The organism is Rothia sp. HMSC071B01, assembly GCF_001808945.1.
In the GTDB taxonomy this organism is placed as follows: Bacteria; Actinomycetota; Actinomycetes; order Actinomycetales; family Micrococcaceae; genus Rothia.
The window spans coordinates 229,616-252,929 of the sequence record NZ_KV795071.1 but is presented as its reverse complement, the minus strand read 5'-3'; the positions used below and the strand labels follow the sequence as shown (position 1 = coordinate 252,929).

The 23,314-nt window shown below is 60.7% G+C and carries 14 protein-coding genes and 1 tRNA gene; 11 read left to right on the top strand and 4 right to left on the bottom strand.

Annotation, left to right across the window (positions count from 1 at the left end; all coding sequences use genetic code 11):
* Window positions 1–90: 90 nt before the first annotated feature.
* Window positions 91–4,632, bottom strand: coding sequence for an ATP-dependent RNA helicase HrpA (gene hrpA / locus HMPREF2527_RS04500; protein WP_070506694.1), 4,542 nt, complete (start codon window positions 4,630–4,632; stop codon window positions 91–93).
* A 285-nt stretch (window positions 4,633–4,917) separates the two neighbouring features.
* On the opposite strand from hrpA, the gene HMPREF2527_RS04495 reads away from it, so the two are divergent.
* A complete protein-coding gene (locus HMPREF2527_RS04495) occupies window positions 4,918–5,379 on the top strand; it encodes a helix-turn-helix domain-containing protein (protein WP_044150579.1) in 462 nt (153 codons plus the stop codon).
* An 18-nt stretch (window positions 5,380–5,397) separates the two neighbouring features.
* On the opposite strand, the gene HMPREF2527_RS04490 is transcribed toward HMPREF2527_RS04495, so the two are convergent.
* From HMPREF2527_RS04490 to HMPREF2527_RS04480, 3 genes are all read right to left on the bottom strand, one after another.
* Complete coding sequence (locus tag HMPREF2527_RS04490; RefSeq protein WP_070506691.1) at window positions 5,398–6,552, bottom strand: alpha/beta hydrolase; 1,155 nt, start codon at window positions 6,550–6,552, stop codon at window positions 5,398–5,400.
* A 14-nt stretch (window positions 6,553–6,566) separates the two neighbouring features.
* Window positions 6,567–7,514, bottom strand: coding sequence for an NADP-dependent oxidoreductase (locus HMPREF2527_RS04485; RefSeq protein WP_070506687.1), 948 nt, complete (start codon window positions 7,512–7,514; stop codon window positions 6,567–6,569).
* Window positions 7,515–7,809: 295 nt separating this feature from the next.
* A tRNA-Arg gene (locus HMPREF2527_RS04480) sits at window positions 7,810–7,883 on the bottom strand.
* Between the two features lie 74 nt (window positions 7,884–7,957).
* On the opposite strand from HMPREF2527_RS04480, the gene argS reads away from it, so the two are divergent.
* From argS to HMPREF2527_RS04430, 10 genes are all read left to right on the top strand, one after another.
* Window positions 7,958–9,622: an arginine--tRNA ligase gene (gene argS / locus HMPREF2527_RS04475; RefSeq protein WP_070506685.1), complete on the top strand. Its 1,665-nt coding sequence runs from the start codon at window positions 7,958–7,960 to the stop codon at window positions 9,620–9,622.
* A gap of 82 nt (window positions 9,623–9,704) precedes the next feature.
* Window positions 9,705–11,225 carry a diaminopimelate decarboxylase gene (gene lysA, locus HMPREF2527_RS04470; protein WP_070506682.1) on the top strand — a complete coding sequence of 507 codons (1,521 nt, stop codon included), beginning with the start codon at window positions 9,705–9,707 and terminating at the stop codon, window positions 11,223–11,225.
* 302 nt (window positions 11,226–11,527) lie between these two features.
* Window positions 11,528–12,817: a homoserine dehydrogenase gene (locus HMPREF2527_RS04465; protein ID WP_070506679.1), complete on the top strand. Its 1,290-nt coding sequence runs from the start codon at window positions 11,528–11,530 to the stop codon at window positions 12,815–12,817.
* A 157-nt stretch (window positions 12,818–12,974) separates the two neighbouring features.
* The gene (gene thrC, locus HMPREF2527_RS04460; protein ID WP_049337338.1) at window positions 12,975–14,075 is read left to right on the top strand and encodes a threonine synthase; all 1,101 of its coding nucleotides are present in this window, start codon (window positions 12,975–12,977) and stop codon (window positions 14,073–14,075) included.
* 123 nt (window positions 14,076–14,198) lie between these two features.
* Entirely contained in the window at window positions 14,199–15,167 is a 969-nt protein-coding gene (gene thrB / locus HMPREF2527_RS04455; protein ID WP_049363912.1) for a homoserine kinase, read from the top strand.
* Window positions 15,168–15,679: 512 nt separating this feature from the next.
* Window positions 15,680–17,824, top strand: a complete 2,145-nt coding sequence (rho, locus tag HMPREF2527_RS04450) for a transcription termination factor Rho (protein ID WP_070506677.1) — start codon at window positions 15,680–15,682, stop codon at window positions 17,822–17,824.
* 142 nt (window positions 17,825–17,966) lie between these two features.
* The gene (gene prfA, locus HMPREF2527_RS04445; protein ID WP_049337341.1) at window positions 17,967–19,049 is read left to right on the top strand and encodes a peptide chain release factor 1; all 1,083 of its coding nucleotides are present in this window, start codon (window positions 17,967–17,969) and stop codon (window positions 19,047–19,049) included.
* 360 nt (window positions 19,050–19,409) lie between these two features.
* Window positions 19,410–20,555, top strand: coding sequence for a hypothetical protein (locus HMPREF2527_RS04440; RefSeq protein WP_070506674.1), 1,146 nt, complete (start codon window positions 19,410–19,412; stop codon window positions 20,553–20,555).
* Window positions 20,556–20,896: 341 nt separating this feature from the next.
* Complete coding sequence (prmC, locus tag HMPREF2527_RS04435; RefSeq protein ID WP_070506671.1) at window positions 20,897–21,805, top strand: peptide chain release factor N(5)-glutamine methyltransferase; 909 nt, start codon at window positions 20,897–20,899, stop codon at window positions 21,803–21,805.
* Between the two features lie 181 nt (window positions 21,806–21,986).
* Entirely contained in the window at window positions 21,987–23,210 is a 1,224-nt protein-coding gene (locus HMPREF2527_RS04430) for an L-threonylcarbamoyladenylate synthase (RefSeq protein ID WP_070506668.1), read from the top strand.
* Window positions 23,211–23,314 lie beyond the last annotated feature (104 nt).

The following is a 23,314-nucleotide window of genomic DNA, read 5'->3' as shown; positions in this document are numbered from 1 at the left end:
GACATCAGGGTGCCCGAGCTCTGCGAGGGCGGGTGCCCCTGTAGGAGCGAGGACGAACACCGCCATCCGCACAACCCGTACTCTCGCAAGCTAACGCTTGATAGCGTCTAGCGCCTCACGCTGAGCCTTCGCAATGCGCTTCTCAGACACCGTGTAGGCGGTACCGAGCTCCTGGGCGAAGAAGCTGACGCGCAGCTCCTCAATCATCCAGTTCACGCGGCGGAGCGCATCCGGCACGATGGTGCCTGCCGGTAGCGACTTGACCGCGTTATCGTAGGAATCCTCAAGATCCTGCACCGTGAGCATCAGCTGGTTGTCGCGGTGTAGGTTCGGGCCGAGCTTCGTCAGGCGCACCTGGGCGGCCTTCAGGTAACGCGGCAGGTGAACCAGCTGGTCGTAGCCGGTCTGCGCCACGAACCCGGGGTAGACCAGGTTCTCCATCTGAGCCTTCACGTCGGAGACGGCGTGCATGGTCGTCAGCGAGGTTGCCTTTTTGATTGCCTTCTTCAGCGCGGTGGCTTCGGAGAGGATTTCGGCGACGAGCTTGGTCACGTCGAAGACCGTCTCGATGAGTTCGGCGCGCACGTGCTCGTAGAGTTCGCTGTATTCGGCGTGCGTGAAGATGGGGGTGTGCGGCACGAGGTGGTCGAGCGCCGCGACGGTGCAGTCGCGAATGAGTTCGTCGATGGAGCCGTGCGGGTTCTGCGTGAAGACGATTTTCTCCTTGTGGGAGAGGTGTTCGCTCACGTAGCGCACGGGCGAGGGCACCTGCAGTTGGAGCAGGCGGATGATGCCGCGACGCTGCGCGTGCAGCTGCTCTGCTTCGGTGGGGAAGATGCGCAGACCCACGCTAGAGCCTTCGTCCACGAGGGCGGGGTAGCCGTTAACCGCCTGGGTCGCGATGATGCGCTGTACCTTGCGGGGGATGGCTCCGTCCGGGAACATGTCGGCGGGGAAGGCAGTGAGGCCGGTGACCTCGCGTACTCCGCCGGATGCACCCGCCTCGGCCTGGGTGCCCTTCGCCGGGTTCTTCGCGCCCTTTGCGCTGCCCGGACGAGCGGAGCCACCCGAGTTGCCCGAGCCGCCTGAGTTGCCTGATCCACCCTGCGCGAGCGCAACCATCTTCGCCATGGCCTCGTCGGATGCGCCGAGCGAGTCGGCGAGGGCGCTGCGAATCTCCTTGTGTAGCTGCTGCTGCAGGGCTCGCAGGTCCTTGCCCTCACCCAGGATTTTGTTGCGGGTGTTGCGCACCTGGAAGCCCATCTTCAGGTGCTCGGGCACGGCGTCCCAGTTGAAGGCTTCGGGTTCGACGACCACGCCGCGCAGGCGGCGCAGTACGAGCGCGAGGGAGGGGAGCAGCTCGTCGGTTGCGGGGGAGTAGTCTTCCTCGAGGGCGGCGCAGGCGGCGCGCGCCACGTCGGGTGCGGGCACGAAGTTGCGTCGAATCGCCTTGGGCAGCGACTTGATGAGCGCGGTCACGAGCTCGTGGCGCAGGCCGGGAATCTGCCAGCGGAACGGTTCGGGGCTCAGCTGGTTGAGGAAGAGAATCGGCACCTGCACGGCCACACCGTCGCGCTTGGCGGCTTCGGTGCGGGCGCCTCCTACACCTGCGGTGGGGGCGTATTCGTAGCGCAGGTCCAGGGTGAGTTCGCCGCTGTCGGTGCGCTGCACCCACTGGCGGGGGAACTGGGAGTCGTCGTAGTCGGCAGCTTCCTCGTTGATGAGCTTTTCGGGGTTGAAGTCCAGGTAGTTGTCGTCTTCGAGGCGTGCCTGCTTCCACCACTTGTCGAAGGCGCGCACGTCGGTGACGTGGGCGGGGATGCGGGCGTCGTAGAAGGCGAAGAGCACGGAGTCGTCCACGCGCAGGTCGCGGCGGCGCAGGCGTGCTTCGAGTTCTTCGACTTCGGCGAGGGCGCGCTGGTTGCGCAGGTAGAACTTGTGCTGGGTGTGCCATTGGCCTTCGACGAGGGCGGACTGGATGAACAGTTCGCGGGCTGCGGCGGCGTCCACGCGGGCGTACTGCACGGGGCGGTCGGCGTAGATGGTCAGGCCGAAGAGGGTGCCCTTGGCGTAGGCGACGGCCGCGCCAGAGCTGAGGGACCAGTGCGGTTCGGAGTATTGCACGCTGATGAGGTGCTTGCCGACCTCTTCGATCCACTGCGGTTCGATGGCGGCGTTGGTGCGCGCCCATAGGCGGGAGGTTTCGACGAGTTCGGCGGAGAGCACCCAGTCGGGCCCCTTCTTGAACAGGCCGGAGCCGGGGAAAATCGCGAACTTGGTGCCGCGTGCGCCGAGGTATTCGCGGGGGCCGCGAGTACGTCCCTTGGAGTCCTTCTCGCGTTCTTCTTTGACGCCCACGTGCGAGAGCAGGCCGGTGAGCAGGCTCTTGTGGATGTCTACCTCGTGCGCGGAGGCGTTAATATCGCGACCGCCGCTGGCGTGAATGTTGGCGGTTCGGCCCATTTCGCGCAGCTGGGCGAAGAGGTCCTGCCATTCGCGGATGCGCAGGTAGTTGATGAACTCGCGGTGGCACATCTTGCGCAGCTGCGAGGAAGAGAGCGCCGCCTGCTGCTCGTTGATGTAGTCCCAGAGCAGCAGGAAGGAGGAGAAATCGGAGGTGTCGTCGACGAAGCGGGCGTGCATCGCGTCGGCTTCTGCGCGCACGTCGGCGGGGCGTTCGCGCGGGTCCTGGATGGTCAGGGCGGCGGCGAGCACCATCATTTCCTTGGCGCAGTTGCGGCGGCCGCCCTCGATAATCATGCGGGCCAGGCGCGGGTCCACGGGGAAGGCCGCCATGGCTCGGCCGATGGCGGTGAGGGTTGCGCTGTTGTTACCGCCTCGTCCCTTGCGGCGGGTACGTTCGGTGAGCGCGCCGAGTTCGCGCAGCAGGTTCACGCCGTCGTTAATGGCGCGGGACGCGGGCGGTTGCACGAACGGGAAGCGCGAGATGTCGCCGGGTTCGCGCACCACGCCGATGGCGATCATCTGCAGGATGACGGCGGCGAGGTTGGTGCGCAGAATTTCGGGGTCGGTGAACTCGGGGCGCGAGTTGAAGTCTTCCTCGGAGTAGAGACGGATCGCGATACCGTCGCTGACGCGGCCGCATCGGCCCGAACGCTGGTTGGCGCTGGCCTGCGAGATACGTTCGATGGGCAGACGCTGCACCTTGGTGCGCGCCGAGTAACGCGAGATGCGAGCGGTACCGGTGTCGATGACGTACTTGATGCCGGGCACGGTCAGCGAGGTTTCGGCGACGTTCGTGGCGAGCACGATACGCGGCCGGGAACCGGGGGAGAACACGCGGTGCTGCTCGGCGAGCGAGAGGCGCGCGTACAGGGGCAGCACCTCGTAGTTCAGGCGCGGGGACTTGAGAACCATGGCCTCGATTGCGTCCTTGGCGTCGCGGATTTCGCGCTCGCCGGAGAAGAAGATGAGGATGTCGCCGGGGGCTTCCTTGGAGAGCTCCTTGATGGCGTCGAGAATTGCGTCGGTGGGGTCGCGGTCTTCGGCCACTTCCTCGTCGTCCAGGTAGGCGTCTTCTTCGCCTTCGAGGGGGCGGTAGCGGATTTCGACGGGGTAGGTGCGGCCGGAGACCTCGATGATGGGCGGCGCGTCGTCGGGCAGGATTGCTTCGGCAATTTCGCGTTCTTCGTCGCTGAGGTTCTCGTCGACGATTCCCTTACCCGGCACGTAGCTGGGGGAGAAGTGGCGGGCGAAGCGCTCGGGGTCGATGGTCGCTGAGGTGATGATGACCTTCAGGTCCGGGCGCTGCGGCAGGATGCGCTTGAGGTAGCCGAGGATGAAGTCAATGTTCAGGCTGCGTTCGTGCGCCTCGTCAATGATGAGGGTCGAGTAGCGGCGCAGCAGCTTGTCGTTCTGAATTTCGGCGAGCAGAATACCGTCGGTCATGAGCTTGATGGCGCTGTGTTCGCCGACCTCGGAGGTGAATCGCACCTGGTAGCCGACGGTTTCGCCAATCTTCTGGCCGAGTTCTTCGGCGATGCGTTCGGCGACGGAGCGTGCGGCGAGGCGGCGCGGCTGGGTGTGGCCAATGAGGCCCTTCTCGCCCAGGCCGAGCTCGAGGCACATCTTGGGAATCTGGGTGGTCTTGCCGGAACCGGTTTCACCCGCGATGATGACGACCTGGTTGTCGCGGATAGCGTTCATGATGTCGTCGCGGCGTTCGCTGACGGGCAGCTCTTCGGGGTAGGTGATGACCTCGGGAATGAAGGGCTCGTAGCGGCGAGGTGCCGGGCGGTTCTGTTGCTGGTTACCCTTGTTACCGCCCTGCTGGTTGCCCTGCTTGCGGGCGCGGTTGGGACCGCCTGCGCGTCGGTTGGAGCGGGAGGCGTTGGAGTTGCGTTCGGAGGTGCCCCGGGAGGAGTTCTTGCGGTCTGCGTTATTCTTCTGGGCGCCGTTCTTCTGTGCACCCTTCTTCAGGGCGCCCTTCTTTGGGGCGCCGTTTTTTACCGCGTTGTTCTCAGTAGTTTTATCTGCGGTTTTTTCACCGGTTTTTTCGGAGGATCGTACCTTTGCCGCATGGATTGCGGCGGCCATGCTCGCCATGGTGGGGGCGGTGCGGGGGGCCTTAGAAGTATCTGCGTGTTTCTTCGTGGATTTCTGCTCAGACATATCCTATCCAGTGTACTCGCCTTGCCCGCGGTGAGCTTGGGGCGTGCTTTGTTTGTCATATTTGGGTTTGTCCGCGGGAACCCCGGGGTGGGTGGTGGTGGAATACTGACACCAGGAGAGCATTTAATGTACAATAAATGACATCAAATGCTATTAAGAGAGTTAATAATTATTCATCTGAATTTTATGCACCGTAGATGCGAATTAACTGCGCTTCTTAACTTTCTTTCGATAGTTTCGTTCAACTGCTACAGTGGTGAATAACACAGTAACGAAGGAGTGACTATGCCATCACCAAAGACGTACCCGGCAACACGTGTTGCAGTGTTGGATTGCTACGAAGACGGACAGCACGAAGAAATTCACCACCGCTGCGAAGAACTCTTCCAAGCCCTCGTTCACGCGAGTCTGCGCACCCACTTTGACCGCCTCAGTGCCGAAGAAACCCTCTACCTGGTCACCGGCGACGGCGAGCGCGTACAGATTTCTCCCGAAATGTACGGGCCCCTCACCTCCGTAGCGCGCGCATTCGCCGACCGCAAGGATGTCTGCGTGGTCCGCCAGGACCGCCTCATGACCACGCAGGAGGCAGCAGACTACCTGGGCGTATCCCGCCCGACCGTTGTTCGCCTGCTGGAGCGCGGAGATATTCCGTTCGAGCGCATTAACACGCACCGTCGCGTTGCTTTTGACGACCTCGAACGTTACCGCCTTGAGCACGAATACGTGAACCGCCGCGTTCGCTAACCTGTCGAACCGCTCAGGCTACACAGCGCGGTTGAGAAATCGCAGCATCTGCTGAACAATATCGGGGCTAAAACAGCGCGAATCCCCGTGTTCGGCATCCGGAACCAGCACCAAATCGGTAGGCACCTGCCGCGTGCGCAGCGCCTGATACACCCGCACCGATTGCTGGTACGGCACACACGAATCACTAATACCGTGCACGAGCATGAGGGGCGTGGCACCGCCGCTTGCACCCTGTGCTAAGGCACTTTCGACCCTTTTCACTCGTTTCAGGTTCACTCGCTTCTGGGGGCGTACCGCATCAATAGGATGCGCACGCTCCCAGTTCTTTTGGGCACGCTCGTTGCAGACACCCGGAACCGCCCGCTCACCCTTGGAAGCGTCGAGTGTAGACGCGTCTGCGGGGACCGGGTAGGTGCTTCCCAGTAGTCGCCATTCGGCGCCGTCATCCTCGGGGTGATCGAGAGCGTAGCCAGCCAGGGGACGATCGGTGAAGATGGTCCTCAAATCGCTGACCCCGTAAAACGAAGCCGCCGCAGCCACCTGCGAACTATGGGACGGGTAGGCGCTCGCCGCCCTGCCCTCAAAGTATTCGTCGTGCTCGGGCGCGCTCGCAGAATCCCCAAATGCGGAATCCTCAGATGCAGAGGCATCGGCGGCGGAATCTCCCGTATACGCAACCATCATGCTCAGGTGCCCGCCGGCGCTTCCGCCCGCTACCGCAATGCGTTGCGGGTCAATACCGAATTCGTGCGCGTTGGCGCGGAAGAAACGCACGGCCTCCTTCACATCGTGCAGGGCGCCCGGGAAGAGCGCCTGATGCGAATACCGGTAGTTGATGGACGCGACCGCCCAGCCTGCCTGCTGAAAAGCGGCGCGCATGAGCGCCTGGGTATTGGGCTGCTCCCCGCCAGGGGTGCGCAGGACGGTGTCGCGTAGGGCCTGGTTGGTGCCGAAGCGCCAGGCGCCACCGTGAACCCACACCAGCAGCGGCGCGGGGGAAGAGATATCCCCTGTCGCGGGGAAGAAATCGTAGGCGAACGCCTCGCGAGTTACCGGCGACTGCGCGCCGTAGTCGGGTAGTGAGTGGGCATCGTAAAAGCCCGCCTCGCGGTAAAAACCGGAGCGGTACTCGGTACTCTCAACGGTCGGCGTGCTCTCAGAAATTTGCATGAAGCAGCGCCGCGTTAGGGAACCAGTACGATCTTGCCGCGGGTGCGACCCGTCGCCACCAGGGCGTGAGCCTGCGCAGCCTGCGAAAAATCAAGCACCTGATCCACGTGCACCTTCAACAGGCCCAAGGACATGAGGCGGGCAATCTCCTGCATCTGCGTGCGGTCCGGGTGAACCGTCAGCCACTGCGCCTCGAAGCCGCGCTCACGCGCAACATCCAGCGGGTCGGGGCTGGTCAGAGTGACAATGCGGCCGCCGGGAACCAGCACCTCCAGCGAATCGAGGAAAGTCTGCTGACCGGTGGAATTGAGCACCACGTCCATGGTCTGGCCCAGTACGGCACGGAAATCCTCGGTGCGGTAATCAATAGGCTGGGCACCCAGCGAGCGCACAAACTCGTGGTTCGCCGCGGAGGCGGTCGCAAAAACCTGAGCGCCAGCCTGAGCCGCCAACTGAACGGCGAGATGACCGACACCTCCGGCACCGGCGTGAATGAGCACGCGCTCACCTTCCTTCAATCGCGCCACTTCGGAGAGCGCCTGGTATGCGGTCAGCGCCGCCAGGGGAGTGCCACCCAATTGCGCGCAGGGAACATCGGCGGGCACCTTCACCAGCTGATGCGCCGGGGCGAGAACATACTCGGCGTACGCACCGGCGGGGGAGGGGAAAGAAACAAGACCAAATACGCCGTCGCCCACCTTAAAACCCGTGTAGTCGCCGGCGGTAGCAACCACGGTGCCGGCAACATCCCAGCCGGGCACGAAGGGCTTGTACGACGGGTCGGCAAGCTGTGCGGCAGGGCCCAGACCCTTGCGGGTGGTCAGATCAATCGGGTTCACGCCGGCGGCAACCGTTTTGATGAGCACGTGACCGCGCACCGGCGAGGGGATAGGCACGTTTGCTTCGTGCAGAACGCTTTCGTCGCCCCATTCGGTGAGCTGAATCTGGCGCATGGTGGTCATCGGGTTACCTCCGCTGTTGTGGCTTGAAGCCGTGCTGATGTGACGGGTGTGCGCGTTTTCCCATTCTCTCAAGGCTGTTAGCGTTGCCACAACAGGGAAGCGGGTAGTGTCCACCCTCTGAGGTTGAAGTCTGAGGTTGAAGAGGGAGCTGGCGGGAACGGTCACCCGGCGCAGGCTTTATGCACAACAGGGTGAGCGGCTCAATAAAGTTGAGTTGTTAAATAAAAAGGAGCCGATACCCGAACAATACGCCTCGGATATCGGCTCCCGTGTTCCCTCTCGAATAAGAACATCGTGCCCCTGAAAGGATTCGAACCTTCGACCCCCAGTACCGGAAACTGGTGCTCTAATCCGCTGAGCTACAGAGGCAACCCACCTATGGTATCAGATAAGCACTAGATAAAGGGTCAGGCACCTGCCGAGGCTTGCTAGAATAGTTTGTTATGACTCCTGAAGAACTCTCCGAAGCCATTGCGCTTGCCCTTGAAGAAACCATTTCCTCCGGCCAGCTGACCCTCGTGGAGGGCGCTGAACTGCCCGCCGTCCGAGTGGAGCGCCCCAAGTCCCGCGAACACGGCGACTGGGCAACCAACGTCGCTCTGCAGCTCGCCAAGAAGGTGGGCAAGAACCCGCGTGAGGCAGCAGCTCTTCTGGCAGAGAAGATTGGCGCCATCGCCGGTGTTGCATCCGTAGATATTGCTGGCCCCGGCTTCCTGAACATCACCCTGGACGCCGCAGCTGCTGGTGAGCTTGCCGCCACCATCGTTGAGGCTGGCGAAGCATACGGCCGTAGCGACAAGTTCGCCGGTAAGACCATTAACCTTGAGTTCGTCTCCGCGAACCCCACCGGCCCCATCCACCTGGGCGGTACTCGCTGGGCTGCCGTCGGTGATGCGCTCGCCCGCGTCCTTGAGGCCGAGGGCGCTAACGTCGTGCGCGAATACTACTTCAACGACCACGGCACCCAGATTGACCGTTTCGTGCGCTCCCTGATTGCCGCTGCCCGCGGTGAGGAGACCCCCGAGGACGGCTACGCTGGCGCGTACATTGTTGACATTAAGGACCAGATTCTGGCTCAGCGCCCCGACGCGCTTGAGGCTGAGAACCCCGAAGAGATTTTCCGCGAAATCGGTACTCACCTGATGTTCGATCAGATTAAGGAGTCCCTGGCGGCATTCGGCACCCACTTCGACGTGTTCTTCCACGAGAACTCCGTGTTCGAAGGCGGCAAGGTGGACGCCCTGCTCGACGCTATGCGCGAGAACGGTCAGCTCTTCGAGGCTGACGGCGCATGGTGGATGCGCACCACCGACTACGGCGACGACAAGGACCGCGTGGTCATTAAGTCTGACGGTAACCACGCCTACGTGGCGGGTGATATCGCCTACTACCAGGACAAGATGACCCGTGCAGTAAACCCCGCTGACGTGGCGATTTATATGCTCGGCGCTGACCACAGCGGCTACGTGGGCCGTCTGAAGGCTATCGCCCAGATTCTTGGTTACCGCGCCGACCAGATTGAGGTCATGATCGGTCAGCTGGTGAACCTGGTCAAGGACGGCAAGCCCGTCCGCATGTCCAAGCGTGCTGGCACCGTGGTCACCCTCGAGGACCTGGTCGAAGCTGTTGGCGTTGACGCAGCCCGCTACGAGCTGACCCGCTACTCGGTGGACACCCCCATCGATATTGACCTGGGCCTGCTGACTTCCAAGAGCAACGAGAACCCGGTCTACTACGTGCAGTACGCTCACGCACGTACCGCCGCTGTGGCACGTAACGCTGCGGAGGCTGGCGTGAAGGTTGAGGACGGCGTGGACACCTCCCTGCTCGACTCGGCTGCTGACGGTGAGCTGCTGGCTGTACTCGGCCAGTTCCCCGCCGCTGTGCGTGATGCCGCGAAGTTCTACGAGCCGCACCGCGTGAACCGCTACCTGGAGCAGCTCGCTTCGGCGTACCACAGCTGGTACGGTGTCTCCCGCGTCGCCCCCAAGGCTGATGAAGAGGTCACCGACCTGCACCGTACCCGCCTGCTACTGAATAACGCAGCACAGCAGGTGCTGGCTAACGGCCTGAACCTGCTGGGTGTGAGCGCACCCGAGCGCATGTAATACTCTCATTTCAACCCCCGACCCGGTGCTACCGGGGCGGGGGTTGAACGTATGCCGGCAAGATAGCTAAGAAAGAGACACGATGAGCGAAGCCCGCGCCCTCTACGCCCCCGAATGGCTCACCTACCCCGAGCACCCCGAGACCCTGTCCCGCACCATCTGGACTGACTCCTTCACCCGCAATGAGCAGGGCGAGCTCTGCATTGATGGCGTGACCGTCAGCGACCTGGTTGATGAGCACGAAACCCCGCAGTACGTCTTCTCCGAGACGACCTTCCGTACCCGCGCCCGCGCCTACCGCACCGCTTTTGAGCAGGCTTTCGCCGCGCACGGTGCGAAGGTAAGCGTCTACTACGCCGGTAAGTCGTTCCTGTCCACTGCCGTGGCGCGCTGGGCGACCGAGGAGGGCCTGTGCCTGGATACCGCCTCCGGTGGTGAGTTGGCATTGGCTCTGCGCGCACAGGTGCCCGGTGCGAACATCGCCCTGCACGGTAACAACAAGTCGGAGGCTGAGATTGCCCGCGCGATCCGTAACGGCCTGGGCCGCGTGGTGGCTGACTCGGTGGACGAGCTCAAGCTCATTGAGCGCGTGTACGCCGAGCTTGCCGCCGAGCGTGTGGCGGAGGGCGAGGAACCCTACGCCCCGGTTCCGGTGCTGATTCGCATCACCCCCGGCGTGCATGCCTCGACCCACGAGTCCATTGCGACCGCACACGAGGATCAGAAGTTCGGCATGTCCCTGCAGCCCGGCACCGCCGCGCTTGCTGGTCTGGATGAGGAGGAGCTGGAGCACTGGGGTGTTGAGTCTACCGATTCTTACGCGGCTCTGGCTGCCGCGATTCTGAATGCGACCGATTCCCTGGATTTCTGCGGTATTCACTGCCATATTGGTTCGCAGATTTTTGAGGCGGAGGGCTTCGAGCAGGCGGCTACTACCGCCCTGGAGTTCATGAACCGCCTCAACCGTGACCTGGGCGTGACCCTGCCGGAGCTGGATTTGGGTGGCGGCTACGGCATCGGCTACACCGAGGCGGATCACCCCCGCTCCATTACCGAGGTGACCGAGTCGATTGCCGCTTCCGTCGCGGCGACCTGTGAGCGCCTGGGCATGGCGATTCCGCACATGTCGTTCGAGCCGGGCCGTTCCATTTCTGGTCCTTCGGGTGCGACCCTGTACACGGTCGGCACCATTAAGAACGTGAGCATTGAGGACGAGAACGGCGAGATTCGCGTGCGCCGCTACGTTTCGGTGGACGGCGGTATGAGTGATAACGCCCGCCCGGTGCTGTACGAATCGGATTATTCGGTGACCCTAGCGAATCGTGCCCCGGCGGGGGAGCAGGTGCTCTCTCGCGTGGTGGGTAAGCACTGCGAGTCTGGCGATGTGGTGGTGCGCTACTGCTACCTGCCTGCTGACCTGCAGGCTGGCGATATTCTGGCGGTTCCGGCGACCGGCGCGTACTGCTATGTGCTGGGTTCGAACTATAACTTCTTGACTCGCCCGCCGGTGATTGCCACCGCTGAGGGTCAGCCTTCGCGCGTGATGATTCGTCGTCAGCGTGAGGAGGATATGTTGGCGCTGGATATGGGTTCGGATATCTAAGAACCCTGTCTGACATCATGAAAAGCCGTGAAGTTCCCGTTTCTGCAATGGACGCCGTGAGGTGGCGGTTGCGGGCGGGGTCTTCACGGTTTTGTGCGTTCACAACATGGCAGAAGATAAGGTTCACCTCATAACTGTGAGGGATACCTCATCTCAGAGAGTAAAAGTCGCAGCTTGAGGCTGCTGAGCCGTCCCCGCCTCTTGATAAAGTGGTTGTTGAGTGCGTGCTCTGCGCCGCATCCACGCCGTAGCCCGAAGAGATACCGGGGCGAACCCGGAACAGACCGTAGAAAGAGACTATCGTGGCTGAAAAGATCAAAGTAGCACTGCTTGGTGCCGGTAATGTCGGTTCCCAGGCTGCTCGCATCCTGGTCGAGGATAACGCCGTCCTTGAAAAGCGCATTGGCGCCCCCGTGGAGTTGATCGGTATTGCTGTGCGCGATACTAATGCATCCCGCCACTGGAATGCGGACCCCTCGCTGTACACCACTGACGCTGAATCCCTGATTGATTCGGCGGATGTGGTCATCGAGCTGACCGGCGGTATTGAGCCGGCTCGCACTCGCATTCTGCGTGCTCTGAAGGCGGGCAAGTCCGTGGTTTCCGGTAACAAGGCGCTGCTGGCTAAACACGGTGTGGAGCTGCAGGCTGCCGCTGATGAGTCCGGCGCTCAGCTCTCTTACGAGGCTGCTGTTGCGGGTGCTATCCCGATTCTGCGCCCCCTGCGTGACTCCCTGGCTGGTGACCGTGTGACCCGCGTTCTGGGCATCATGAACGGCACCACCAACTACATTCTTGACCAGATGGACACCACCGGCGCATCCTTCTCGGACGCGCTGGCTGAGGCTCAGAAGCTCGGCTACGCGGAGGCTGACCCGACCGCTGACGTTGAGGGCCACGATGCCGCGTCGAAGGCTGCGATTGTTGCTTCGCTGGCGTTCCACTCGACTTTCACTATTGATGATGTGCACACCGAGGGCATTACTTCCATCACCGCTGATGATGTTGCTGCCGCGGATGCTGACGGTTACGTCATCAAGCTGCTGGCCATTTGTGAGCGTGAGGGTGAGAACGGCGCTAACATTCGTGTGAACCCGACCCTGATTCCGCGTCAGCACCCGCTGGCGGGCGTGCACGGTGCGTTCAACGCTGTATTCGTTGAGGCGGAGAACGCTGGCGAGCTGATGTTCTACGGTCCCGGTGCGGGTGGCGCTCCGACTGCTTCGGCTGTTCTGGGTGACTTCGTGTCCCTGGCTCGTCGCCTGGTGCTGGGCGGTCCCGGTGTTCCGGAGACTTCCCACGCTCAGCTACACGCAACCAGCTTGGACAACGTGATTTCCCGCTACTCGGTGGGTGTTCTGGTGGAGGACCGCCTGGGTGTTCTGGCGAATATTACCCGTATCCTTGCCGAGCACGGTATTTCGGTGGATTCGCTGCGCCAGTCCACCCCAAAGGAGGGCGCGGCTCAGATTCGTATGGTGACCCACTCGGCGAAGGATTCCGATCTGCGCCGTGCGATTGCCGTGATTGATGCTCTGGACACTGTGCGTGAGGTGAACTCGGTCATCCGCGTGGAATCCGAGAAGCACTAAGGCTCAAAAGCGTTATCTATGTGCGGCACGCGCCGCTCACTAAACGTGCGATGTTCGCTTGCGGGTGCATCGCTCACTAACTAACCCGCGTACCCGCTACCGCGCCGGACCTATGGGAGGTCCGGCGGGCGGGGCGCCAAGATTGAAGGAGAAGCCAATGGCACACGTGTGGCAGGGCGTTATCAATGAGTACCGTGACCGTCTGCCTTTCGCAGACGATGTGAAGGCTGTGACCCTGGGCGAGGGCGGTACCCCGCTGATTCACGCGCCGGCACTGTCTGCTGAGACCGGTAACACCGTTTACCTGAAGTTTGAGGGTATGAACCCGACCGGTTCGTTCAAGGACCGCGGCATGACCAGTGCGATGACCGCCGCTAAGCGTGACGGTGCGAAGGCTGTTGTGTGTGCTTCGACCGGTAACACTTCCGCTTCGGCTGCTGCGTACGCTCTGCAGGCTGGTATGCGCTGTGCAGTGCTGGTTCCGGACGGCAAGATTTCTATGGGTAAGCTGTCTCAGGCTATCGCTCACGGTGCTGACATCATTCAGATTGACGGCAACTTCGATAACTGCCTGGAGATTGCTCGCAAGCTCAGCGAGAATTACCCGGTGTTCCTGGTGAACTCGGTCAACCCTTACCGTATTGAGGGCCAGAAGACCGGTTCGTTTGAGGTTGTTGATACCCTGGGTGACGCTCCCGATTATCACCTGCTGCCGGTTGGCAACGCGGGTAACATCACCGCGTACTGGAAGGGCTACAAGGAGTACTCGGAGCCTTACACCAACCGTGACGGTGAGGTTCTGGAGCCGGTTGCGACCAAGCGTCCGATTATGTGGGGCTTCCAGGCTGCTGGTGCTGCACCGATCGTTGCTGGTCACCCGATTGAGGCACCGGAGACCATTGCGACCGCGATTCGTATCGGTAACCCCGCATCGTGGGAGAAAGCTGAAGCTGCTCGTGACGAGTCTGGCGGCGTGATTGAGGCTGTCACCGATGAGGAGATTCTGGAGGCGCACCGCTGGCTGTCTGCCCGCGAGGGTGTCTTCGTGGAGCCGGCTTCGGCTGCTGGCGTTGCGGGTCTGCTGAAGAAGCACCGCGCAGGTGAAGCTCCCGAGGGTAAGACCATCGTGATTACCGTGACCGGTCACGGTCTGAAGGACCCGCAGTGGGCTCTTGAGGCTGTTAACGGTGTGAAGGTTGAGCCGACTAAGGCTCCCTTCGACGTGGTTGCTGTGGCAGATATTCTTGATTTGAACTAGTCTGTTCATATTACGATGTGCACTCCGTCCCGTGTTTGCGGGGCGGGGTGCACCTGCATGACAGCCCCTTTTTGTATCTTTCACCTATTCACTCAGTACGTCACCGATCGCGAGGTTCTTCTCATGTCTTCCCTGCATATTTCTGATATCCCGGTGGGCGCGTCCGTTAAGGTTCGCGTTCCCGCTACGAGCGCTAACCTGGGTCCCGGCTATGACAGCATGGGTTTGGGCCTTGGCTTCTATGATGAGCTGGTTGTTGAGCGCATTGAGTCCGGCCTGGAGTTTGAGCTCAGCGGTGAGGGTAGCGCGGATGTTCCTCGCGATGAGAGCCACCTGGTCTTGCAGGCGATGAAGGCCGGTTTTGCGGCGGCTGGTTTGGATGAGCTGCCGCCGGTGAAGCTGATTGCTGATAATAAGATTCCGCATTCTCGCGGTATGGGTTCTTCGGCGTCCGCTATTGTGGCGGGTGTGGCTGCGGCGAGCGGTCTGCTGCCGGAGGAGCACCGTCTGAGCCGTGAGCAGATGCTGCAGGTCGCCTCCGATATGGAGGGCCACCCGGATAACGTAGCTCCGGCGATTTACGGCAACCTGTCGGTGTCTTGGGGCGAGATGGGTAACTGGAAGACCGTGATTATTCCGGTGCATCCTGACGTTCACCCTGTGGTGGCTGTGCCCGATTATGAGGTGTCGACGAAGCTTGCCCGTTCGCTGATTCCTGCGCAGATGCCCCACGTTGAGGCGGCGGCGAACTCGGCTCGTGCGGCGCTGCTGGTGCGAACCCTCTCTGATACTCCCGAGTACCTGATGGATGCGACCGTGGATTACCTGCATCAGGGGTACCGCGTGACCGCGATGGAACCGTCGGCTACGCTGGTTGCGTACCTGCGCGGTCAGGGTTTTGCGGCGGTGATTTCTGGTGCTGGCCCGACCGTTTTGACCTTTGCCCACGGCGATGAGCAGGTGCGACAGGTTCAGGACGCTATTGCCGAGTTTGAGGCGACCCACCCTAGTAGCGTTATTGCGGATCGCCGCCTGAACTGGCGGGTTCTTCCCCTTGAAATTGACACTGAAGGTGTTATAGTTACTCAGTAGGACGTTATTAGTTCGTCCTACGTTGAGGTTCGCCCGTCGTTCAATGTAGACCGTCGATACTATCCTTCGTAACGTACTTCCGTTTCCCCTGATGCCTCAGATGCTTTTTGTGTCTGAGCGGGAACCGGCAAGGTTCGGGGGAGTGCCTTTGGGATTCATGTCTTTCTTTATTTCTGACGCATAAGGAAGACTGTTCTGAGGGTTCGGTTTCGCGGCGGGTGCCCTTTCAAAGTGACCAATCCATCCTCTTCATCTCGCGTAGATGGTTTGTATAGATGATGGTTTGGGCTTACCCACATTTGTGATAGAGCGCCTTATCTTCCGTGTGTGCTCGCTGTGTCTGAATCAGCGGGTACGGTAAGAGACGCGAACCGCCTCCAGCGCGGTTCGAGGGAGTCGAAGGTGCAGACTGCTGTTTTCTTTCGGCAGTGTCTAAACCTTTGACCGCGCTATAGCGCCCGCCCGATCTTTATTCTGAAGATTTTCAGGGCTTATAACCAAAGGAATTGTAGTTGGCAAAGAATATTGTTGTCACCGATGAGTACGGTACGGAAGCTGCCGCACCGGAACTTGCAAACTTGAAGGTCGCGCAGCTGCGTGTCCTCGCCCAGCAGCTTGGTATCCGCGGCTACCTGAAGTTGAAGAAAGCTGAGTTGGTTCAGGCTCTTGAGGAGCATCAGCGTGGTGGCGCCGTAGCCGCTCCTGCTGCACCCAAGTCTGAAAAGCCTACGTCTGAAGCACCCGCTGAAGCTGCTGAATCTGCCCAGGATCCCGCTGCTGAGAAGGCTGAAGAATCTAAGCCTCGCCGTACTCGCCGCACTCGCGCCCAGAAGGACGCCGAGGCGAAGGCTGAGAAAACCGAAAACACTGAGGCTGCTGAAGCCCCCGCTGAGGGCGTTGAGAAGGCTGAAAAGTCTGAGAAGCGTACCCGCTCCTCTCGTTACGAGACTCCCGCTCAGAAGCGTGCGCGCGCTCGCCGTGCCGCTGAGGGTGAGGACGCATCGGCTGAGATGAACGAGAAGGCGGAGAAGCGTACCCGCCGCACCCGTAAGGACGAGAATCCCGCTGAGCTTCCTCCGCTGGATGTGCGCGCTGAGCTGGCCGCTGAGCGTATTGGCGAGCGTTCGGAGCAGATTGATCTGCCCGGTAACTCTGCTGAGCTGAAGGCTGCTACCGCTGACGGCACCGCGAGCCTGGACAGCCTGAACGCTGCCCTGGATATGACTTTTGGTACCCCCGACGGTGAGAAGAGCTCGAAGCGTACCCGCACTCGTGAGCGTCGCCGCGATCAGGATGGTGAGCGTACCGAGCGCCGCACTAAGCGTGACCGTCAGGCTGAGCGTGCAGAGCGCAGCACTGAGCGTAGTGAACGTGCCGAGCGTAAGGCTGCTGAGCGTGCAGAGCGTGCCGAGCGCACCGAGCGTACTGAGCGCCGTTCCAAGCGTGACCGTCAGGCTGAGCGTGCTGAGAAGCAGGCTCGCCGCCGCGAGGAGAACGAGCCTCGCCTGAGCGAAGACGATGTGCTGGCACCGATTTCGGGTGTTCTGGACATTCTCGATAACTACGCTTTCGTGCGTACCACCGGCTACCTGCCCGGCACTAATGACGTGTACGTCTCCCTGGCTCAGGTGAAGAAGTACAACCTGCGTAAGGGTGACCACGTGCTCGGCGCGATTCGCGTGCCGCGCGAGGGCGAGTCGAATAACCGTCAGCGTTTCAACGCGCTGGTTCAGGTTGAGGCGATTAACGGTCAGAGCGTTGAGGAAGCAGCGAACCGCCGCGTCTTCTCGAAGCTGACTCCGCTGTACCCCAAGGAGCGTCTGCGTCTGGAGACCACCCCGAAGAAGCTGGGCACCCGCGTGGTGGACCTGGTGTCCCCGATTGGTAAGGGCCAGCGTGGTCTGATTGTGTCCCCGCCGAAGGCGGGTAAGACCCTCATGCTGCAGTCCATTGCGAACGCGATTACCGTGAACAACCCGGACGTGTACCTGATGATGGTCCTGGTGGATGAGCGTCCTGAAGAAGTGACCGATATGCAGCGCACCGTTAAGGGCGAGGTTATTGCCTCGACCTTCGACCGCCCGGCTGAGGATCACACCACTGTGGCTGAGCTGGCTATTGAGCGCGCAAAGCGTATGGTGGAGCTCGGCTACGATGTGGTCGTGCTGCTGGACTCCATGACCCGCCTGGGCCGCGCATACAACCTGGCGGCTCCCGCATCCGGTCGTATCCTGTCCGGTGGTGTAGATTCTGCCGCGCTGTACCCGCCGAAGAAGTTCTTCGGTGCTGCCCGCAATATTGAAGAGGGCGGCTCGCTGACTATCCTGGCTACCGCCCTGGTTGAGACCGGCTCGAAGATGGACGAAGTGATCTTCGAAGAGTTCAAGGGCACCGGTAACATGGAGCTGCGCCTGTCCCGTCAGCTGGCGGATAAGCGTATCTTCCCGGCGGTTGATATTAACGCTTCTGGTACTCGCCGCGAGGAGAACCTGCTCTCCCCGGATGAGGTCAAGATTATGTGGGGTCTGCGCCGTGCCCTGGCGGGTATGGAGCCCGAGCAGGCTCTGGGTGTTCTGACCAACCAGCTGCGTAAGACTGAAAGCAACGTGGAGTTCCTTCTGACGGTTCAGAAGAACGGTCTGCGTCTGGTCGACTAAGGCTCGTATCTCACGCGCCCCACCTCCTCATGTGGGTGGGGCGCGTGAGCCGTTCGTTTTGTGCATCCCCGTTGTGAGGGGTGTGAGATGTCTAGTGCCTGCCCGTGCGGCGTAAAGTGCGGGAGATGGAAGAGAGAACAGAATGTTTGAATCTATTCAGGTTCTGCTGGATGAGCACGCTGACCTGCAGAATCAGCTGGCGGACCCCGCCGTGCAGGCGAACCAGGGTAAGGCACGCCGTGTGGGCCGCCGTTACGCGGAGCTGACCGGTATTGTGACTGCGTACAACAAGTACACTTCGCTGAAGGATGACCTTGAGGCTGCTCGCGAGATGGCTGATGAGGATCCGGACTTCGCGGCGGAGATTCCCGGCCTGGAGGAGGAGCTGGAGGTTGCTCAGGAGAAGCTGCGCCGCCTGCTGATTCCGCGTGACCCGGATGATGGCCGTAACGTCATTCTTGAGGTGAAGGCTGGTGCTGGTGGCGACGAGGCGGCTCTGTTCGCTGGTGACCTGCTGCGCATGTACATGCGTTATGCCGAGAACAAGGGCTGGAAGACTGAGATTATTTCTTCGACCAGCACCGATGTTGGCGGTTACAAGGACGCACAGATCGCTATTAAGGGTTCCTCGAATGAGCCTGCTGAGGGCGTGTGGGCGCACCTGAAGTACGAGGGCGGCGTGCACCGCGTGCAGCGCGTTCCGGCGACCGAGTCTCAGGGCCGTATCCACACCTCCGCTGCTGGTGTTCTGGTGTTCCCTGAGGTGGATGAGCCCGAGGAAATCGAGATTAACCAGAACGACCTGAAGATTGACGTGTACCGTTCTTCGGGCCCCGGTGGTCAGTCGGTGAACACCACCGACTCGGCGGTGCGTATTACCCACCTGCCCACCGGTATTGTCGTGGCGATGCAGAATGAGAAGTCTCAGCTGCAGAACCGTGAAGCTGCAATGCGCGTGCTGCGTGCGCGACTGTTGGCTCACCAGCAGGAGCAGATTGACGCTGAGAACGCGGCGCACCGTGCTTCGCAGGTGCGTACTATGGACCGTTCGGAGCGTATCCGTACCTACAATTTCCCAGAGAACCGCATTGCGGATCACCGTACCGGCTACAAGGCGTACAACCTGGATGCTGTACTGAATGGTGACCTGGAGCCTGTGGTTCAGTCCGCTATTGAGATGGATGAGGCGCACCGCCTCGCTCAGGTGGGCCAGGAACAGAAGTAGTTCTGTATAACTTTCACTTGTTAGTGGCTTTGGGTTTGCGATAGCAGACCGGTATAGGCGCGTGAGTTTAGCTTGATTGCTGAACTCGCGCGCCTTTTTTGCGCCTATCACCGGGCGTCGAGCGGTGAATGACCAAACGCCGCGCGTGTTTGAAAGCTTCACCCTAGACTAGAGGTGTAGCTAGCGTTGCCGTGGGGTTTATCGCGGGTGAGAGCCCCGGTAGCGGTGTTCTTTGAAAAACGAATAGAGAAAAGATGGAAGCCGCTTTAGGGGTGCCGGGCAGCGTAGTCCGGCGCCGGTAATTTTTGAGATTTCGATACTGATGATTTTTGGTTAGCTATTGAGCGAAAGGCAGAGAATATGGGCGTTATTGTTGACCTTCAACCGGGTGATGGAATTCTTGTCGAAATTAGTGATTTGGACGATGGTAAAGACGGACGCGAGCTGCTTGTTCTTGAAGTTGCGGGAGTGGAGGGCTCGAAGTTCTCGGCACGGTTGCTGAACCGCTCTCGTGTTGGTCAACCCTATGAGTATTGGGATGATCGGTACGTCTTTACCGGCGAGGTGAGGGAAGACGATCCATTTGATATTGTCTTGACCTGCTATGACTGGGAGGGCGAGAAGATTAGGTACCCCGTCATCTGCCGGCACGCTTTTTACCTGGGGGCAACTCTCGACCATACCTCCGTCACCATGATGACGAGAGACGGCAAAGGCCGAGAAATCGTATGCCGTATCGGTGACCATGTGCTGACCTCTGACGGCCCGCGTATTGTGAAGGTGGTCTACGAGAACGTGGTTGTGGTGAAGGACCACAACTATGTTTATCTCGGCAGGTATCTGCAGAAGAAGCTGATTTCCAACCACTGGCCGGATGCTAGGCATCAGCAGACGTGGAACTTTGGCGGGGCGGTGGCTTACATCTTACCGATTACTCCGGAGGTGGCGGACTCTCTGAACGCTCTCAAGTATTCAAAGGAATATGCGGAGCTTCAGGAGAGCCATCCGGAGTTCTTTGAAGGGGTGCATAGCGCTAGGAGCTACTGGTTCCGCTGGTATTTTCCGCCGCTGGCTGATGAGCCGTATCCTTCCGAATTGCTGAATGCTACGGCACCTCACATGGTGTTGGCGCTGGTGGATTCGGGGTACTTCTTCAGCAAATCCACCGACGTTTCCCCTCCGGACAGGATTAGCCCGTCCGATCCGTTCAAGGTTTACCCGTCCTGGTACGAGGAACGAGACGATCGGAGCTGGCTGATGCGCACCGCTACCCGTGCGGTTGTTGACCGGTTGGAGTCACTCGCGGGGCTTCTGCACCGGGAAACGAAAGAGACCACGCCGTTCGAGGTTCTTCTTTGGCATGAAGCATCCTATCTAAAGGGAACTTACGAGTACCTGTCTATCGGAATTCCCGGTGAAACATGCGGTGCAGCTTATTGCGATAGTGAGTGCACTTACTGCGGCGGAGGCGACCCAAACTATCGGGGTGAGGACCTCTGGTACTAGGGCGGAGCGTCTACGGGATATCCCCGTAGCGCATAGCGTGTAGGGGAGGGGTGGTCGTGACAGGCTGTTACGGCTGCCCCTCCATCCTCGGCAGATGTAAAGTTTGCTGGGTTCTATTGTCTTCTTTTGGATGACGGATAGTCCGGTCTGAGAAACTAGCTACCCGCATCGACGAATTAGGGAATTGGAGGAATGGTACTCTGTGAGGTGCTACTTAGCGAGGAAATATCGGTTGTGAAAGCAAACAATACGAGCTAGCGTAGCCGCTATTTAGACATGTCCAAGGGCAATTCCTAAAAGGGGATAATTTCTAAAGGTAGAAGAGAGCATAAGGAGAGCTCATGAAGGTGAATGTGCACGACCCGCGCGGGGAAGAACTCGCGCAGGTACTCACGCGCGCCACCGCGGCACTGGCGCAGGTGCCCAGCCCCCGCGTCGATGCTGAGCTACTCGCCGCGCACCTGCTCTACGACGGCTCACGCTCGCGCCTCCAGCACGCCGCGCTCATGGGGGAACGGCTCACCCCCAACCAGGTCGCAGAGTACGAGGCGCTAGTCGCCCGCCGCGTCTGCCGCGAACCGCTGCAACACATCACCGGCTCCGCTCCCTTCTACCGCCTAGAACTGGCAGTCGGACCGGGCGTGTTCGTACCCCGACCCGAAACCGAACTGCTCGTCGAAGAAGCCCTCAAAGCGCTGAACACACGCACCGATTCGGCAACCGGTGCGCTGCGCATCGTCGACCTGTGCACCGGCTCCGGCGCTATCGCCGCGGCAATCAAGAGCGAACTGCCGAACGCCCAGGTGTTCGCGGTGGAACTCTCCGAAGACGCCATCCCCTACACCCGTAAAAACCTGGAGCCGCTCGGCGTGCACCTGGTACAGGGGGACGCTCTCACCGCCCTGCCCGAACTTGCCGGAACCTTCGACGCAGTACTCTCGAACCCTCCGTACATTCCGCCGGCGAATGTACCCGCCGACCCGGAAGCCGCCCTGCACGACCCGGACATGGCTCTGTACGGCGGGGGAGAGGACGGCATGCAGATGCCCTCCGCGATTGCCGCCCGCGCCTTCGAACTTCTTACCCCCGGCGGTCTGTTCATCATGGAGCACGACGACACCCAGGAAGACGCCGTCGCCGAGCTGTTGGCGCGCGTCGGCTTTGAGAGCTGCTACCCGGTGCGTGACCTGAATAATCGTCCGCGTCATAGCGTCGGTTATAAACCGCGCCCACTAGAGCCTTTAGACTAGTAAATGCACCACCTAGCCCGTGCCGGGCTGCATGAAGGCAACGCGTCCGCCCCAGTAGTCAGCTCAGTAGCCAGCTCAGAGCCGGCGAAATACGGTGAACCCCCGGAAGAGTGCTTCCACATGGCGCGTTGTGGGTGCCGGTGTCTCGCCGCATCCAGAAAAACATGAGAGAATAAGACCCGTGACTGCAAAGCTGTACCCCGTAACGACTGAAACTGAGACCCGCGAGGCCATCGAAGCTGCCCGTGAGGCGCTGAAGGCGCACGACACGATTGTGATGCCCACCGATACCGTCTACGGTATTGCCGCCGATGCTTTCTCGCATCAGGGCGTTGCCAAGCTGCTGGCAGATAAGGGCCGCGACCGCACCATGCCGCCGCCCGTGCTGATCTTTGATCTTGCTGCGCTCGCTGGCGTGGTCGACGACGTTCCGGACGATATTTACGATCTGGGTGGTCGCTTCTGGCCTGGCGCGCTGACTATGATTCTTCACGCGTACCCGTCGCTGAGCTGGGATTTGGGCGAGACTCGCGGCACTGTTGCCGTGCGTGTTCCCGATGACGAGTTCGCCCTAAAGCTGCTGACTGAGCACGGTCCGCTGGCGGTTTCTAGCGCGAACAAGACCGGTCAGGAAGCCGCACTGGACGCACAGACCGCCATGGATTCGCTGGGTGAGGATGTTGCCGTGGTTATTGACGGTGGCGTTCGTCCTAAGCCGCTTGAGTCTGAGCCGAATGAGGACGGCGTGGTTGTGGTGACTGAGCGTGACCCGGCACCGTCGACGATTCTGGATTGCACTTCCTTCCCCTACGTGGTGGTTCGTGAGGGTGCGATTTCGGTGGAGGAGCTGCGTGAGGTCGTTCCGACTATCCTGACTCGTGCGGAGGCTGATGAGCAGGCGGCTCGTAAGGTTGAGGAGGCTGAGGCTGCTTCTTCCGTGTCGTCTGAGTCGACTCCTTCTGAGCGTGCTCTGGACGAGCAGGCTGACCTGGATGAGGCGTACGAGCAGTGGGACAGCACCCACACCGTGAGCGGTGAGCCTGCTCGTCGCGCTTCGGCACCGGTTGCCGGTTCTGTCGCTGCGTCTCTGCTGGGCGCTACTTCGGCTCTGTCTTCTGCTTTCAGCACCGGCGTGGATCAGGAGCGTTCGCGCGGCTACCGTGACAACACTCCGAAGCCGGTTCGTGCGGATGAGCCGCAGACCAACCCGGTTCCTGCTGATACTGCTCGCGCGCTGGTCTTTGGCGAGTCGAAGATTGAGACTGCCGCTAAGAGCAAGCCTGCTCAGAGCGAGGCAAAGACTGCAGAAGCTAAGGCTGAAGATGCTGGACCCGCAGCAAATGCTGAGGCAAAGACCGAGCCTGCAAAGACCGAGCAGAAGGATGCCCCGGAGGACCAGCTCTAAAGCTTTTGTGAGCATTAAACGTATAAGGGAACGCCCGATATATCAGCTGATATATCGGGCGTTCCCTTTATGTCTTATAACGTTGACAAGCCCTGGAGCGTGAA

Excerpts from the sequence above, each read along its gene's own strand:
- hrpA (WP_070506694.1), bottom strand. The coding sequence starts at position 4,632 with ATGTCTGAGCAGAAATCCACGAAGAAACACGCAGATACTTCTAAGGCC.
- HMPREF2527_RS04495 (WP_044150579.1), top strand. The coding sequence starts at position 4,918 with ATGCCATCACCAAAGACGTACCCGGCAACACGTGTTGCAGTGTTGGAT.
- HMPREF2527_RS04490 (WP_070506691.1), bottom strand. The coding sequence starts at position 6,552 with ATGCAAATTTCTGAGAGCACGCCGACCGTTGAGAGTACCGAGTACCGC.
- HMPREF2527_RS04485 (WP_070506687.1), bottom strand. The coding sequence starts at position 7,514 with ATGACCACCATGCGCCAGATTCAGCTCACCGAATGGGGCGACGAAAGC.
- argS (WP_070506685.1), top strand. The coding sequence starts at position 7,958 with ATGACTCCTGAAGAACTCTCCGAAGCCATTGCGCTTGCCCTTGAAGAA.
- lysA (WP_070506682.1), top strand. The coding sequence starts at position 9,705 with ATGAGCGAAGCCCGCGCCCTCTACGCCCCCGAATGGCTCACCTACCCC.
- thrC (WP_049337338.1), top strand. The coding sequence starts at position 12,975 with ATGGCACACGTGTGGCAGGGCGTTATCAATGAGTACCGTGACCGTCTG.
- thrB (WP_049363912.1), top strand. The coding sequence starts at position 14,199 with ATGTCTTCCCTGCATATTTCTGATATCCCGGTGGGCGCGTCCGTTAAG.
- prfA (WP_049337341.1), top strand. The coding sequence starts at position 17,967 with ATGTTTGAATCTATTCAGGTTCTGCTGGATGAGCACGCTGACCTGCAG.
- HMPREF2527_RS04440 (WP_070506674.1), top strand. The coding sequence starts at position 19,410 with ATGGGCGTTATTGTTGACCTTCAACCGGGTGATGGAATTCTTGTCGAA.
- prmC (WP_070506671.1), top strand. The coding sequence starts at position 20,897 with ATGAAGGTGAATGTGCACGACCCGCGCGGGGAAGAACTCGCGCAGGTA.